Source organism: Bradyrhizobium sp. CB1015 (genome assembly GCF_025200925.1).
Classification (GTDB): domain Bacteria; phylum Pseudomonadota; class Alphaproteobacteria; order Rhizobiales; family Xanthobacteraceae; genus Bradyrhizobium.
In genome coordinates this window covers 1,802,221-1,815,806 of record NZ_CP104174.1, presented here as the reverse complement: position 1 = coordinate 1,815,806, position 13,586 = coordinate 1,802,221, and the positions used below count along the sequence as shown (strand labels likewise).

The 13,586-nt window shown below is 63.2% G+C and carries 13 protein-coding genes; 7 read left to right on the top strand and 6 right to left on the bottom strand.

Annotated features, from left to right (window positions below):
- Positions 1 to 98 precede the first annotated feature (98 nt).
- Positions 99 to 1,325: an ABC transporter substrate-binding protein gene (locus tag N2604_RS08100; protein WP_260376182.1), complete on the top strand. Its 1,227-nt coding sequence runs from the start codon at positions 99 to 101 to the stop codon at positions 1,323 to 1,325.
- A gap of 398 nt (positions 1,326 to 1,723) precedes the next feature.
- On the opposite strand, the gene N2604_RS08095 is transcribed toward N2604_RS08100, so the two are convergent.
- Positions 1,724 to 3,286: an adenylate/guanylate cyclase domain-containing protein gene (locus tag N2604_RS08095; protein ID WP_260374232.1), complete on the bottom strand. Its 1,563-nt coding sequence runs from the start codon at positions 3,284 to 3,286 to the stop codon at positions 1,724 to 1,726.
- A gap of 190 nt (positions 3,287 to 3,476) precedes the next feature.
- Here N2604_RS08095 and N2604_RS08090 point away from each other — a divergent pair, with 190 nt between their 5' ends.
- A complete protein-coding gene (locus N2604_RS08090; protein ID WP_260374231.1) occupies positions 3,477 to 4,568 on the top strand; it encodes an enolase C-terminal domain-like protein in 1,092 nt (363 codons plus the stop codon).
- Positions 4,569 to 4,779: 211 nt separating this feature from the next.
- Here N2604_RS08090 and ltrA read toward each other — a convergent pair whose 3' ends face one another.
- The 3 genes from ltrA to N2604_RS08075 all read right to left on the bottom strand — a co-directional run bounded on the left by ltrA (position 4,780) and on the right by N2604_RS08075 (position 7,487).
- Positions 4,780 to 6,312 carry a group II intron reverse transcriptase/maturase gene (gene ltrA, locus N2604_RS08085; protein ID WP_409241725.1) on the bottom strand — a complete coding sequence of 511 codons (1,533 nt, stop codon included), beginning with the start codon at positions 6,310 to 6,312 and terminating at the stop codon, positions 4,780 to 4,782.
- Positions 6,313 to 6,762: 450 nt separating this feature from the next.
- Complete coding sequence (locus N2604_RS08080; RefSeq protein WP_260374230.1) at positions 6,763 to 7,005, bottom strand: hypothetical protein; 243 nt, start codon at positions 7,003 to 7,005, stop codon at positions 6,763 to 6,765.
- A gap of 8 nt (positions 7,006 to 7,013) precedes the next feature.
- Positions 7,014 to 7,487, bottom strand: coding sequence for an L-2-amino-thiazoline-4-carboxylic acid hydrolase (locus N2604_RS08075; RefSeq protein ID WP_260374229.1), 474 nt, complete (start codon positions 7,485 to 7,487; stop codon positions 7,014 to 7,016).
- A 477-nt stretch (positions 7,488 to 7,964) separates the two neighbouring features.
- Between N2604_RS08075 and N2604_RS08070 the strand changes: the two genes are divergently transcribed.
- The 5 genes from N2604_RS08070 to N2604_RS08050 all read left to right on the top strand — a co-directional run bounded on the left by N2604_RS08070 (position 7,965) and on the right by N2604_RS08050 (position 11,980).
- Entirely contained in the window at positions 7,965 to 8,528 is a 564-nt protein-coding gene (locus N2604_RS08070) for a hypothetical protein (RefSeq protein ID WP_124163901.1), read from the top strand.
- Positions 8,515 to 9,333, top strand: a complete 819-nt coding sequence (locus N2604_RS08065; protein WP_124163900.1) for a hypothetical protein — start codon at positions 8,515 to 8,517, stop codon at positions 9,331 to 9,333. Before N2604_RS08070 ends, N2604_RS08065 begins: the two co-directional genes overlap by 14 nt.
- Before the next feature lie 329 nt (positions 9,334 to 9,662).
- Positions 9,663 to 9,854, top strand: coding sequence for a helix-turn-helix domain-containing protein (locus tag N2604_RS08060; RefSeq protein WP_158626806.1), 192 nt, complete (start codon positions 9,663 to 9,665; stop codon positions 9,852 to 9,854).
- On the top strand, positions 9,854 to 10,984 hold the full coding sequence (locus tag N2604_RS08055) for a hypothetical protein (protein WP_124163898.1): 1,131 nt from the start codon (positions 9,854 to 9,856) through the stop codon (positions 10,982 to 10,984). Before N2604_RS08060 ends, N2604_RS08055 begins: the two co-directional genes overlap by 1 nt.
- A 9-nt stretch (positions 10,985 to 10,993) precedes the next feature.
- Entirely contained in the window at positions 10,994 to 11,980 is a 987-nt protein-coding gene (locus tag N2604_RS08050) for a hypothetical protein (RefSeq protein WP_124163897.1), read from the top strand.
- Positions 11,981 to 12,490: 510 nt separating this feature from the next.
- Here the strand turns inward: N2604_RS08050 and N2604_RS08045 are convergent.
- Positions 12,491 to 12,697, bottom strand: a complete 207-nt coding sequence (locus N2604_RS08045; RefSeq protein ID WP_158671995.1) for a hypothetical protein — start codon at positions 12,695 to 12,697, stop codon at positions 12,491 to 12,493.
- Positions 12,698 to 13,045: 348 nt separating this feature from the next.
- Positions 13,046 to 13,405, bottom strand: coding sequence for an excisionase (locus N2604_RS08040; protein ID WP_124163896.1), 360 nt, complete (start codon positions 13,403 to 13,405; stop codon positions 13,046 to 13,048).
- Between the last annotated feature and the right edge of the window lie 181 nt (positions 13,406 to 13,586).

Here is a 13,586-nt window from a genome sequence, read left to right as displayed (position 1 = left end):
CCATCAAGCCACAGCTTTGCCAAACGCTTGACCTAGATCAAGCAGCCTTGGTGAGGATTGAGCCGACCTCGTTGGGGGCCAACCACAAGGCATCGAACATGCGCGTCATCGGCAGGATGCTGTTCGCTTCCGCGATTGCCGTCGCATCGCTGGGCGCGATGTCGCAGCAGCAGCACTCGGATCAACCCGCAAGCGACCAGGAAATCCGCATCGGCAATGTCATGCCGTATTCGGGGCCGCTCTCGGAGTTCGGCGCGATCGGCCAGGCGGAAGCGGCCTATTTCGACATGGTCAACGCGCGCGGCGGGATCAATGGCCGCAAGATCCGGTTCATCACCCGCGACGACAATTCCGATCCGGGGACAGCGCTGGAGCTGACGCGCAAGTTGGTCGAGACGGACGGCGTGCACCTGATGTTCGGCTCGTTCGGCACGCCCGGCAATCTCGCCACGCGCAGGTATCTGAACGAGAAGAAGATCCCGCAGCTGTTCGTCGCCTCCGGCGACGAGGAGCTGAGCCAGCCAAGCGCGTTTCCCTGGACCATGGGCTGGCAGCCGTCGTTCAGGTCGGAAGGGCGCATCTACGCCAACTACATCCAGGCCTATTATCCCAGAAAGAAGATCGTGGTGCTTTGGCAGAACGACCAGTTCGGACGCATGCTGTACAAGGGGATTCAGGAGGGTCTTGGCGATCTCAACCGTCACGTCCTCGTCGACATCGCCTTCGACCTTGCCGACGAGCATCTCGACGGGCACATCTCGATCCTCAAGCGCGCCGGCGCCGATATCTTCGTCTTCCTCGGCGTGCCCTCGACCGCATCCAAGGTGATCAAGCTGGCAGCGTCCCTGAATTGGCGCCCGGTCTTCATCGTCAACGATGCCTCCGCCTCGATCGCCAATGCGATGGCGCCCGCGGGGCTGGAGAATTCCGCCGGCGTGATCTCGGCGGCCTTCCTGAAGGATCCGAGCGATCCGGCCTGGAAGGAGGATCCCGCCATGAAGGACTGGTTCGCCTTCATGGACAAGTACCACCAGGTCGAAAGCACCAACAACAGTGCGGCCGTCTATGGCTACGCCGCGGCCGAGGCGCTGACACAGGTGCTGAAGCAATGCGGCGACGACTTCTCGCGCGACAACATCATGCGCCAGGCGGCCTCGCTCAGGGACGTCAATCCCTCCGTGGCGTTGCCCAATATCAGGATGAGCACCTCGCCGAACAATTATCTGCCGATCAGGCAGATGCGGCTGGTGCAGTTCGACGGGCGGTCGTGGCAGCCGTTCGGGGATGTGATCGAGACGGCGTTCACGGAAGGCGCGGCGCGGTGAGGTCTCTTACCCTCCCCTGGAGGGGGAGGGTCGGCTCACATGAAGCGTAGCGAAATGTGAGACGGGGTGGGGTGACGGTCTCTCCACATCCGACACCGCCCGTGTTGAGAGATCACACCACCCCCGCTCGCGCTGCGCGCGATCGACCCTCCCCCTCCAGGCAGGGCTATCGCATATGACTTGTGGCGGCGGCCTGCGCGCACGCCTCGTCCTTCGAGACGGCGCTTACGCGCCTCCTCAGGATGAGGCTAATCAGCGTCAGTGCTCGTTGAAACTGCTGCCGCGCACTCCGCCCTCATCCTGAGGAGCCCGCCCAAAGCGGGCGTCTCGAAGGATGGCTGCAGGGAAAAGCTCTCAAATGCGATAGCCCTACCCCTCCAGGGGAGGGTAAGAAAGCCTCACGCCGGCTTCAGCGAGGCCAGCGCGTTCTCCAGCAGCGAGCGGACGCGCGCGGCGTCGCCCGATTTCACCACGGCGGGGTCGAGATACAGCTCGAGCCCCGGTGCGCGCTCGGTGATGATGCCGCTGCTCTCCGCGGCAGTGTAGTTCAGCGCGTCGACCGAATAGGGAATGACCTCGCGGCTGATGCCCTTCATCGTGATCGCCGGCAGCGCGTGGGCGCGAACGATGTCGCTGACGAGGGCGAAAGTCTCGTAGCTCAGCACGATGCCGCCGGGCTCGGCGATCGATTGCAGACGCGCGGCGAGGTTCGCCTCCGCACCGATGATGGTGTAGTCCATGCGGTCGGTGCTGCCGAAATTGCCGACATTGCAATAGCCCGAGTTGATGCCCATGCGCGAGCGGAACGGCTGCTCGATGCCGGAGGCGCGCCATTTCGCGTTCAGCTCGGCAAGGCGCTGCTGCATGCGCCAGGCCATCTGCAGGCAGGCCTGCGCATCGGCGCGGTCGCCTTTGGTCTCGGGGTCGCCGAAGAAGATCAGCATGGCATCGCCGATGAACTTGTCGATGGTGCCGCCATATTCGTGGGCGATCGCCGACATCTCGGTGAAATATTCGTTGAGGAGCTGGGTCAACTGCTCCGGCTGCAGCCGCTCGGCCGTGGCGGTGAAGTTCTGGATGTCGGAGAAGAAGATGGTGAGCTTCTTGCGCTCGGTGTGGATGGTGACGTCCTTCTGGCCCGAGAAGATGCTCTTGTAGACCTGCGGCGGGATGTAGCGCGAGATCTTCATCGACAGCGAAGCGAGGAAGTCGTTGGCGGATTCGAGCTCCTTGTTCATGGTCTTGATGCGGCGCGCCTGGCGGCGCTGCAGCGAGAGGAACGACAGTCCGCTGCCGGCTGCGATCAGGAAATAGGCCAGCAGGAACTTGAACGAGAAGATGTTGGCGGCGATCGGCTGGGAGATGATGACCTCCTGGATGCCGCGGACATCCCCCACCTTCCAATCCTTCTTCGGGCTCTCGGGATGGCTGTTGTGACAGCTGACGCAGGCCGGCCCCATCGTGACGGGAGCGACGAGACGGACCTTGTCGTTGAACAGCGAGGTCTCGGTCTCGACGATCTTCTGCTCGGGATCCCGGCGCAGCGCATCGAGCGCGTCCTTCTCGAACTTGTCGAGCTGGTGCGGGGCGCGGTTCTGGAACGGGAAGTCCGAGACGAACCGGTAGGTGATGTTCTCCTGCTGGGCGCCGATCACTCGGCCGAGTTCCAGCGACAGCGTCGCGGGGATCGGGATCGCGCCGGGAACGGATTCGTAATTGTGAACGACCCTGGTCGTGCCATTCGGATTGGCCAGCACGCGGCCGACCACGTTGGAGGCGTAGTAGCTGCGCACGCTCGTGATCACCGAATTGAGATCGATCGCCTGGCGCCGCAGCGCCGTCTTGCTGAGCTCGGTCAGGTCCAACCACACCGCGAGCGGCAGAGCGAGCAGGAGGAAGGCGATCGCGGCACCCGTGAGGACGCCACTCTTGCGCTGTTCTTCGGAGATCTGTTGTTTCACGTCGTGGCTCCGTTGTGTGCGATTTTGTCGCAAACCCCTCGGAATCTGCGGCAAGGAATGCGGCGGCACAGAGCCAAGAATTACGGGCTCACGCAACCCATTTTATGGTGGGTCGGGAGAGGAGCCTTTTCGTTTGATCACGGATGCTTAAGATCGGCGCGACCTGCATCCGCTCCGCCGGGAGAGAGCCATGACCGAGACCATCCGCATCAAGCGCTTTGTCGCACGCCCCGTGATCGTGCCGATGAACCTGCCGCTCCAGACCTCGACCGGGGCGGTTGCCAAGGCGCCGCTGGTGCTGATCGACTGCGAGACCGACCACGGCGCTATAGGCCATGCCTATCTGTTCTCGATCACGCCGTCGGCCCTGAAGCCGCTGGCGGCGATGGTCGCGGAAATGTCAGACCTCGTCGCCGGCGACGAGCTGTTGCCGTTCGAGATCGAGCGCAAGCTGAGCCAGCGTTTCACGTTGCTGGGCCTCGCCGGCCTGCAGCGGCTGGCGCAATCCGGCATCGACATGGCGGCATGGGACGCGCTGGCGCGCACACGCGGCCTGCCGCTGGCGCACCTGCTCGGCGGCGCGCCGAAGCCGGTGCGCGCCTACAATTCGAAGGGTCTCGGTATCATGCCGGCGGGCGCCGCGGTGGAGGAAGCGCACAAGCTGCTGGCCGAAGGTTTTCACGCCGCAAAAATCCGCGTCGGCCGGAGCGATGCCCGGGAGGACCTCGCCGTGGTGCGCGCGGTGCGCAAGGCCGTCGGCGACGACGTCACGCTGATGTGCGACTACAACCAGGCCCTCACGGTCACCGAAGCAATCCGCCGCGGCGAGATGCTCGACGACGAGGGCCTTGCCTGGATCGAGGAGCCGATCCGCCACGACGATCATGCCGGCTGCGCCCGCATTGCCGACGCGCTGCAGACGCCGGTCCAGATCGGCGAGAACTTCGACAGCGCGTTTTCCATGCAGAGCGCCCTCGCCGCGGAGGCCTGCGACTACGTAATGCCCGATGTCCAGCGCATCGGCGGCGTCACCGGCTGGCTGCGGGCCGCTTCGCTCGCCCATGCCGCCGGCATCGAGATGTCGACGCATCTGTTCTCGGAAATCAGCGCGCATCTGCTCTGCGTGACGCCGACCGCGCATTGGCTGGAATATGTCGACTGGGCCGACGCGGTGCTGGCGAGCCGGCTGCAGATCAAGGACGGCTTTGCGCTGCCGAGCGAGGAGCCCGGCAACGGGATCGCGTGGGACGAGGCGGCGGTCAGGAAATATCTGGTGCAGTGATCGCGAGTGACGGTCCCGTCATTCTGAGGCGCGAGTGGCGCGATGCGAAGCATCGCGCCGGGAGCGTCGAAGGATGAACGGCCCGGATGCAGCGGGGCCGTCGCCCTTCGAGGGCGGCTGAAGCAGCGGCCACCTCAGGGTGACGGTCCGTATATATGTGCCGGCTGCATCAACATCGTCATTGCGAGCGCAGCGGTCGCGGTAGGGACGCTCATTGCTGAGCGCCCCCCGCACAGATCCGTACGTGCGGCTTTCCCGCATACGGCTCCCACCTCGGGTGAGTGACGGCGAAGCGTGTTCGGGGCCAAGGATGGAGGATTTGTGGCTTGGGGAGCAAGTCGGAGGCAAGCCGCGCAACCCGCTGCCACGTCGTGCCGTCGGTCTGGCTGCGGCGCCGAAGCATTCGCCTCCAGTGTTCGATGACGAAGTAGCGGAAGGCGGCAAGCGCTCGGCTGTTGGTCGGCACCGCATGGTAATTGAAGTACCCGGTGACGACCTGCCGCAGCCATTTGCCCTGTTCGAGCACCGACTGGTGCATGCGCCGTTGCAGCCCCTGCTTCACGGCTTGCAGCTTCGCCCGCATGCGATCCTTGCGAGACTTGCGCCTGATCTGGAACTTGCCTTGCCTGGATCGGCCGCAGATGAAGGTGAAGCCGAGGAAGCTGAAGGTCTCCGGCTTGCCGAGCCCGCGACGCCGGCGGTTGTCCTCCGCATGGCGTCCGAACTCGATCAGCCGGGTCTTCTCGGGATGCAGTGACAGCGCGAACTCCTTAAGCCGTATGCGCAGTTCTTCGAGGAAGTGCCGGGCCTCATCCTCATGCTCAAAGCCGACAATGAAGTCGTCGGCGTATCGCACGATGATCATGTCACCCGTGGCCTCGCGCCGTCGGAAGCGTTCGGCCCACAGATCAAGGGCATAGTGCAGGTAGATGTTGGCAAGCAGCGGCGAGATCACCGCCCCTTGCGCTGTCCCCTGCTCGCTGACCCTGACCGTCCCTTCTTCGAGGACACCCGCCTTGAGCCATTTGCGGATCAGGCGGATGATGCGCTGGTCGCCGATCCGATGCTCTACGAAGCGGATCAGCCATTCCTGGTCCACCGTGTCGAAGAACGCCCGGATGTCGGCGTCGACAATGAAGTTCACCTTTCTGCGCTCGATTCCGACCATGAGCGCATTCATCGCATCGTGCGTGCTGCGCCCGGGCCGGAACCCGTACGAGAACCCGAGGAAGTCTTCCTCATAGATCGCGTTGAGCACAGCGGCCGTTGCCCGCTGGACGATCTTGTCCTCAAGGGCCGCAATCGCCAGGGGTCGCTGCCGTCCGTCCGGCTTCGGGATATAGACCCGCCGCGACGGCTGTGGTCGATACGCGCCCCGGTGGATACGAGCATGCAGGTCCTCGAGATTGGCCTTGAGGTTTTGCTCATAGTCCCGCCACGTCACCCCGTCCGCGCCCGCCGCGGCATGCTTCTTCAGCGCGAAGAACTCCGCCGCGAGCAGGTCGGGATTGATGTGGTGGAGCAGCGCGGTGAACCTCTCCTTCTTCCTTTCCCTTGCCGTTCGCCGTATGCGTTCCAGCGCAGGTGTCACGCTTGTCCGGCTCGGCGTCCGGGACGTGCTTTGCTGGTCCGCATTCCCCTCGGTCACGGCCCTTTGCTCCACCTGCTCCTCCGCGGATCGCTCCGCTTCGTTCGCCGGCTTCCCAGCTACTACGGCCGCATCCGACTTCCCGCACCTGTTCATCATCGGCTTCGGCTCCTCGCCTTCCCGATGCGGACCTTGGAGGCTTGTTGCCATCGGCCAGATGCGGGACCTCCCAGGTTCCGACACGATCCCTTCCTGCGTGATGGGGTCTTCGACCACGGCAGAGCGTCAGTCCCTCGCATAGCGGGACCGCACATGTTGCCTTCGACGTTGCTTACCGTCTCGGCCTCTGCGAGTTTCTGTCTTTCGCGGCTCAATAGCCCACCCCACAGGATCGCTGTGTACGCTTCGCAGCCGCCGTCACCGGCGACCACGCAACACTCGCTACCGGGCGCCCGCTACGGCCTACCCGGACCGGTCTTCCACCGGCTGGATCGCGCCAGCTTCTCCTGGCGCACAAGCAATCCAGAATCTTTCCGCGGGTAAGAGTCTTGATTACTTCGCTGCGCTCGCAATGACGGAAGGTGGGGCGACGGCATGACCCCAACGCTACCACACCTCCGCGCCGGGAATTTTCTTCCGCACCGCCATCCGTTGGATCCAGATGCAGCGGCGGACGGATTTGCTGGAGCGGCCGACGGCGGAGATCCCCTCGCCGGCCTGAAGCAGCGGCGCCACGTTCTGGCGCAAGCTGCGGCAGCGCTGGAGCTCGGCCTGCCAGTCGACGATCGCTGCGTCCGCGCGCAGCGCCATCAGCGCCAGCATCGCGATGGTGAGACAGATCGTCCGCATCGTTCGTCTCACTGTGAACCACCTCCATCGCGTTTGTAACGGAAGTCGCAATGGGAGGCGCCTTGCATGATCGTCTGCGTGCGCGTGAGCTTGATGTCGGGACCAAAACCTTCCGCGGTGGCAAAGTCCGCGGTGCAGATCAGGAGGAAACCGAGCTCCGGCTCGCCGAGGGCCTTGTAGAACTCGGCATAGGCGCAGCGCGTCACGTCGAAAGCGAACGCGTCATGCGTCTGCTCCACGACGTCATAGGCGAGCGCATCGTCGCGGGCATAGGTGCGGAAGGCCGACGACACGGCCTTGCCGAGATCGCTCTCGTTCTTGGCCTTCCAGAACTCCTCGCCGAAGCGGCGATAGAGATCGCCGAGCGCCTTGCGCACCAGCGCGTTGGCGCGCGCCGCGCCGAGCTCGGCCTGCAATGCCTTGACCAGCGGCACCAGCACCTGCGCCTGGATCTTTGCCTGTTCGATGACGGACACGGTCATGGGCGGCCTCGCAGCGGAGACGTCATGGTAGCGCGGATGGAGCGTACGCGTAATCCGGGGCGGTGCCCGAGGGGATACCACCCCTGGATTGCGCTGCGCTCCATCCAGGCTACGGATGTTCCAATGATAACCGAGTAGGCGGCACCAATCCGTCTTCGCTCTTCGAGCTACGCCGGACACGCTTCGCAATGAGATTCTCGGCTTGCCGAACCGAAGCTCGCGGCGGCAGCCCGCCTGCGCCCTTTGGGCTTCGGCGCGGCATCCTTCACTCTGCTATCGCGAGCGAAGGATGGTGGGCACGACAGGGATCGAACCTGTGACCCCTACCATGTCAAGGAAGGGCTCGCCGGCGTATCTCCTTGATTTTGGTTCACATTCGCTCCAGCTCGTTACGTTCGGTGAAGCCTCGTTTCCGCGGCTTTTGGCCCTTTCCTGGAAGGTTCGTGGAAACGGCTGCGCTTCCCTGCGGGTGCCCGCATGAGCACCGAGACATCCACGGCGCACCGGAAAGCCTTGTTTAATCGCCTGCCGCCCGAGCTCCGTGAGGAGCTCATCACGCTTGGGCGGCGCGCCAAAAACATGTTCGGCCGCATCCGCTTTCAGGACGTTTTCGATCAAAACCTGCAGCTGTTCGAGCGATTGGCCGCCAATGGCGCGACGGCAGCCGATATCGGCGAGGTGCTGGCTGCCGCCGGCGTGACGCGCAAGGACGGCATGGTCCTGCCGGAGGGGACGGTTACCAGCGCCCTGAGCCGTGCGCGCGAACGCGCCGGCCGCCGCACCACGACGTCGGCCGGTCCCTGCATGCCCCTGCCGAGCCCTGCACCGGCCTGCAATGCCCTGCAGAGTGGGGAGGAAACCCGCTCATCTGGCGGCCTGCCCCGACGCCCGCCCGTTCAACACCCGCCGGCCCCTATGCCCGGCCTCAGTTCTGTTCGGACTTCCCCGAACGGACCGGCAGGTTTCGTCCTTCCGGCACACGCGCGCCGCACCGCGGCACTTCTACACAAGATAAGGAGCGAAAACGATGAAGACAGCTAAGACGACCGATTTTCCGGACCTCGTGGAGATCACGGCGGACGGCACCTCGATCGGCAAGACGGTTTTGGCCGGCCGCGTTGCACACTTCTTCGGCGAGGTGGGACGAAAGGTCATCAGGGTCCAGATCGAGAGCAGCCGCCGCCGAGGCGCGGTGGAGACGGGCGATATTTTCATCAATCTTGAGGAGTTTGCCTCCGCCGGAATCCGCAACGGAGGCCTGGTCGGCGTGCTTTCCCCGCTGTTTGAGGCGGTCATAGAGGCCCGCAAGAGTGGCGCCGGCGTCGTCGTCGATTGGGCGGGCGGCACGGCGGGCCATCGTTTGGAGGTTCTGGCCGCCACCAACTTCGACGCCACGCTCGCCGCCATGCAGGTGAAGGCGCTGTCGATCGTCATGACCACCAATTCCAGCGAGCACATGGCCCAGGCTGAAAAGCACCTCCACAGCCTTCAGAAGGTTGCTCCCCACCTGCCCCGCGCCTTGGCTCTCTCCGGCCGTGCGGGACCGTTCGACTGGCCGGTCAACAGCGAGCAGCGCGGCCATTTCGACCGCTTGCTCGCCGCGGCGGGAGAGGTCCCGGTCCTGCGCATCCCGCTCGCCGCTGGCAGGGCCCTGCAGGTGTGTGCCGACGCCGGCCTCGACCCGACGCAGGCGCTGCTGATGAACTTCGATGAGCTCGCTGCGCGTCTCGGTGTCCACATCTTCCAGGCCACGGCCTGCGCCACCGAGATCGCGGTTTGGTGGCAGCGGGTCGGCGGAGAGCTGCGCAAGTTGCTCGGAGCCGCCCGTGTACCCGTCACCGCGTAGGCTCAACGAACGCGTAAACTACTTGGTACGCCTGCGGCGGCTCCTTGCCGTCCAGGCGGCAGCCTTCACGCTGGCCTACTATCGCCGCCACCGCCGGATGCCTCCCGGTTATGTGCTGCGCCTCTTTTCGTCCGCCACCGTCCACCGGATCCGGCTCCGGGCAGAACTGGAAATTTTGCTGGGAATCCCGTCTCTCTACAGGTTTTCCCGCCTCTTGTACGACTGCGTCATTGACCGTTGCCATGGCTCGCGTGACGTTCGGAGCCGGCGCTAGTCGATGAGCGATTAGAAAAGCCATAGATATGGTAAACAAAGGAGTCCGGCCTATCATGATCGACCTCAATAATTGCAGCCCCTATCTGTTGCTCTCGACCAAGGAGGTTGCGGCGGTCCTCGGCCTTAGCAAGGGCGCCGTGCGAAAGTTAGCCCGGAGCGGTCGCCTGCGCACGATCGACGGCTTCCGGGTCTTGTATTTTTCGGCCCAAGCGGTGCGCGAGTTCGCGGCCGGCGCTGGTGTCTGATGCGGTACACGAGCGTCCATTCGATCGGTGAGTTCGAGCTGTGCAAGGCAAGCAACAGCCCGAATTACTACGTCGCGACCTACGTCCGCGAAACGCAGCAGATGGTGTACCGCTCGTTGCGCACGAGCGATCTAGAGAATGCGATCGCCCAAGTGAAAAGCCTTGTCGCCCGCGGTATCGCGGGCGACCCCGGCGACGCGCTGGTTCAAAAGCCGATTCAGACGGTCGCTGAGGTCCTTGAGCTCTACAAGCCGCACGCTGCCGAGCTCAAGTCGGCGGAATTCACCAACATCGCTATTGAACGCATCAATCGCCTCATCGGCACTTCGATCTTGTCGACCATGGTCAAAAGCGATTTCGACGACTTTCGTAAGGCTGCAGAAGCAGAAGGTCTTGCCCTTTCAACGGTGGCTCGGACCCTCACCGTTTTGCGGAGCGCGTGCAAGATAGCGGTCGGAGAGCGCCGGCTGGCCGAAGAGAGCGTTCCGCATATCCCCTATATCATGAGCAAGAATGACGCCCGTTCGGCGCCGGCGAAGGGCCGCGTCATGACGGCGCCTGAGATCGCTGCGGCAATTGATCAATTGGACTATCTGCACCTCCTTGTGGCCAACGTTTTCCTCCTCAATACGGCAAGCCGCATTGGCGCAATCCTCGAAGCGCAAGCTGATCAGATCGATGGCACCTGTAATATTATTCACCTGAATGCGAAGGGCCGTATCCAGACTGACAAGTACCGCCCTGACTTGCCAATCACCAATACGCTCATGCCGTGGACGATCAACTTGCCGCCCGGCCCGTTGGTCGTATGGCGCGGAGTCGCGGTCGAAGAAATCGACACCGGCTTCGGTGCTGCATGCAAGCGTGCAGGTCTCCCCGGCGGCGAAAACACCTACTCAATCAGGCATTCCGTCGCCCGCTATATGCTGCAGAAGGGCGTCGACCGTGCCGAAATCGGGCAGTGGCTGGGCCACATCAAGCCCGCCGACTCGCCCGAAACGACCCTGATCTATTCACCGTACGCGCCCGATTATCTGCGCGCAGCCAAGGCAGCGGTGGAGGATTTCGTGCGCGAGATCGCTTCACGCTGCCGCCGACACGACATCCTGACCCCGCCCTGGCTCAACTGACTGAGGTGCATGATGACCACCCGGACCGAGAAAACCAAAATTTCATACCGCAACCGTGCAAAGCAGATAGCGACGGCGGGCGCCAAGAAAGCAGGACGCCGGCTGTCGCCGAGGGAACTCGCCCAAAGCCTCGTCGACCGCCGCGCCGAGCTTGCCCCGTCGAGCTTCCGCCAAAATCGCGCTGCCCTCCGCTTCATGATGAACGAGGTTGCGGAGGATCAGCCGAGCTTGGTACCGGAAATGCGCGCGGCGATTGCCCTCCTGGAGGATGTCGAATCGCGCGAAAGGTCCGACGATGGACTGTTGCGCACCTCTCAGCAGAAGTTGAAGCGCCTCGACGACGATTTGGATCGCATCTGCCACGGTGCACTGGCCACCACGAGCCCGAATGCTGGTATCCTGGTAGACTGTCTGACCGCTGGATCGCTGACCGGTGCTAGACTGGAGGAGTGGCCAAGCGCCAAACTCCGCCCCTCCAGCGATCCCGACTACGCATGGGAACTGGAGTTCGCGAACGGCAAGTCCGGAAATGGCCGGGCTCACGGCGAAACGCGCGTGTTACGCTGGGCTTGGCTCCCTGAAGAACTTGTCGACCAGACGAAAGCATGGATCTTCGCGGCTCGCGAAGCGGCCTGCAATGGACACTATGAGACTCTCATTTCAACGCTGAGATCGCTGATGCGTCGGGTCACGAAGCAGCTCTTCCCGACGCGGAAGCGCCGCCCCACCCTTTCGTCAGCCCGGCACGCCGCGGCGGCGAGATGGAAAGCGATCTACGTGGCTCCCGCTCGCACGCCGGAGGAGAAGGAGCTCGGACTTGCGATCGTGGCGGCGTTGTTGGGCCACGCCAGCGACGAAACCGCGACCAGACACTACGCACGCCCGCGCGAGGCGGACGGCAGGTTTCCTGTCCCGACGCCCGACCCCACCGAAGTCGCGCGCGTCCGCAAGCGCTACTCGGCACCGAGCAAGAAGCGCGATAGCCTTAAGCCCTAAATAGTAGTCGAGCACACCTGGTAGCGGGGGAGCGCTACCGCCTTTCCCCACACCGACCAGACCTACGATATTTCATCCAATCCAGCGCATGAGCCTATTGGGCCCCGCCCCGCTCTTACCCTCTTGCGAAGGGCAATTCGCAATGGCGCACGGCCCGGATCGGAGAAGCTGCCACCATCTTAACTGGCGCCGAGATAAGCAGCTTCCTTTGTTCCGCGGCGAACGCATAGTTTTTTGCAGTGTTGGTGCAAGCTTATCATTCCTCGCCGCGCAGAAGCCCATTCAATCACCACGGAAGTTTGGCATCAGCATAGCCACCCTGCACTGAATACTGCGACTTCCGCGGCTGACTGGAACATTCTTATCGCGTACGCCGGCATCTGAGATCACTTGTTTTGTGAAAGGATCGGAGACATGAATGCGCATGAAGGGACCGGCAATTGCCGTCCAACATGCAAGCACGCCCGGCACTTGGCGCAATCATACGAACGGCCCACCCAAGCAGCCGATTCAGCGCAGAACAGGCGAGAGTGCTGCTCGCGCACCAAAGGCCGCGCCGAAAAGCCTGCCGATAACCTGTTGCACCAACGGATCGTTCCGCGGCAGGTCGGCAACCGCGTGGGTAAAGGTACGGGTTCGCGCCTTAATCCACTCCGTCCTGTCGCTACCGGCGCGCCGCGCAATTCCGGCGAGGATCAAGCAGGACCAGCTGAACATAGGCCGTTCCAAAGACCCGGCCTTCCGTTCCATATCCGGTCCTCGGGGATCGCATTCCCGAAATCAACTGTACCGCTCGCCGTAAGTCTCTGGCCGGAGCCATCCCATCGCCCTGGATGCTGACGCCGGGCTGCTTGGTATCGACAAGTACGGCGATCCGCTTGCCGCTCTGGTCAGCCGCTACGATCAAGTGATCGGCGTACAGGGTGCCAGTCGCGTAATATTCGTGCCATTGAGCTGTAGTCCGCCTCCGTCCGACGTCACCGCCGTTCGGTAGCAATCGGCGGCTCCGACACCCATCTCGGTGTCGCGACCACGATCGGGGTGTGGTTGGAGGTTATGTAGCCCTTAGCTCTTCCTCTGCGGCCGCAATCTCATCTGCAGCGCAGCCTGTGCCGACATCCCGTCCGTTGTCTCTAATAATTCAGGTTGCCTGGTGGCTGATCTGTCCGCTCCTGTTTCGGCGGGCGCTTTTGGCCTGAAGTCTGGCTCTCTTGCGTCTTCGCAGCATAACTCTCGCATCCGTTCGATATGAGCCAGCGTTGTAAATTCTTTGCTGGCAATCTTGTCGATAACCAACCGGTTGCGATCGCGCTCACGGCGTAGACCGGCAACCGTCATTCCTCCGAAAGGAAATGCGATCTTCACGGCATCAGCAAGGCGAAGCGGCGTGTCAGGCGACATTTCAGGTTGCGCTCGATTCAGCATCGACGCTTTTCGGACCTGTAAACCGTGTGCGGTGTGGCGAGCCCTTGCAAACGACTGCCTCGAAATGAAGCCGTCACAATCGCGCAATCTGCAAGTACCTGGACGGGATCAGCGAGAGTCGCGTTGCCAGTTAGGCGCACTAAGCATCGATTACCTGCTCCGGTGGGAATGGGTCTTTCCC

Bases quoted from the DNA above. Each gene is read 5' to 3' on its own strand.
- N2604_RS08065 (WP_124163900.1), top strand. From the start codon at position 8,515: ATGAAGACAGCTAAGACGACCGATTTTCCGGACCTCGTGGAGATCACG.
- N2604_RS08075 (WP_260374229.1), bottom strand. From the start codon at position 7,487: ATGACCGTGTCCGTCATCGAACAGGCAAAGATCCAGGCGCAGGTGCTG.
- N2604_RS08090 (WP_260374231.1), top strand. From the start codon at position 3,477: ATGACCGAGACCATCCGCATCAAGCGCTTTGTCGCACGCCCCGTGATC.
- N2604_RS08080 (WP_260374230.1), bottom strand. From the start codon at position 7,005: ATGCGGACGATCTGTCTCACCATCGCGATGCTGGCGCTGATGGCGCTG.
- N2604_RS08040 (WP_124163896.1), bottom strand. From the start codon at position 13,405: ATGCTGAATCGAGCGCAACCTGAAATGTCGCCTGACACGCCGCTTCGC.
- N2604_RS08070 (WP_124163901.1), top strand. From the start codon at position 7,965: ATGAGCACCGAGACATCCACGGCGCACCGGAAAGCCTTGTTTAATCGC.
- N2604_RS08100 (WP_260376182.1), top strand. From the start codon at position 99: ATGCGCGTCATCGGCAGGATGCTGTTCGCTTCCGCGATTGCCGTCGCA.
- N2604_RS08055 (WP_124163898.1), top strand. From the start codon at position 9,854: ATGCGGTACACGAGCGTCCATTCGATCGGTGAGTTCGAGCTGTGCAAG.
- N2604_RS08045 (WP_158671995.1), bottom strand. From the start codon at position 12,697: ATGTTCAGCTGGTCCTGCTTGATCCTCGCCGGAATTGCGCGGCGCGCC.
- ltrA (WP_409241725.1), bottom strand. From the start codon at position 6,312: ATGAACAGGTGCGGGAAGTCGGATGCGGCCGTAGTAGCTGGGAAGCCG.
- N2604_RS08060 (WP_158626806.1), top strand. From the start codon at position 9,663: ATGATCGACCTCAATAATTGCAGCCCCTATCTGTTGCTCTCGACCAAG.
- N2604_RS08050 (WP_124163897.1), top strand. From the start codon at position 10,994: ATGATGACCACCCGGACCGAGAAAACCAAAATTTCATACCGCAACCGT.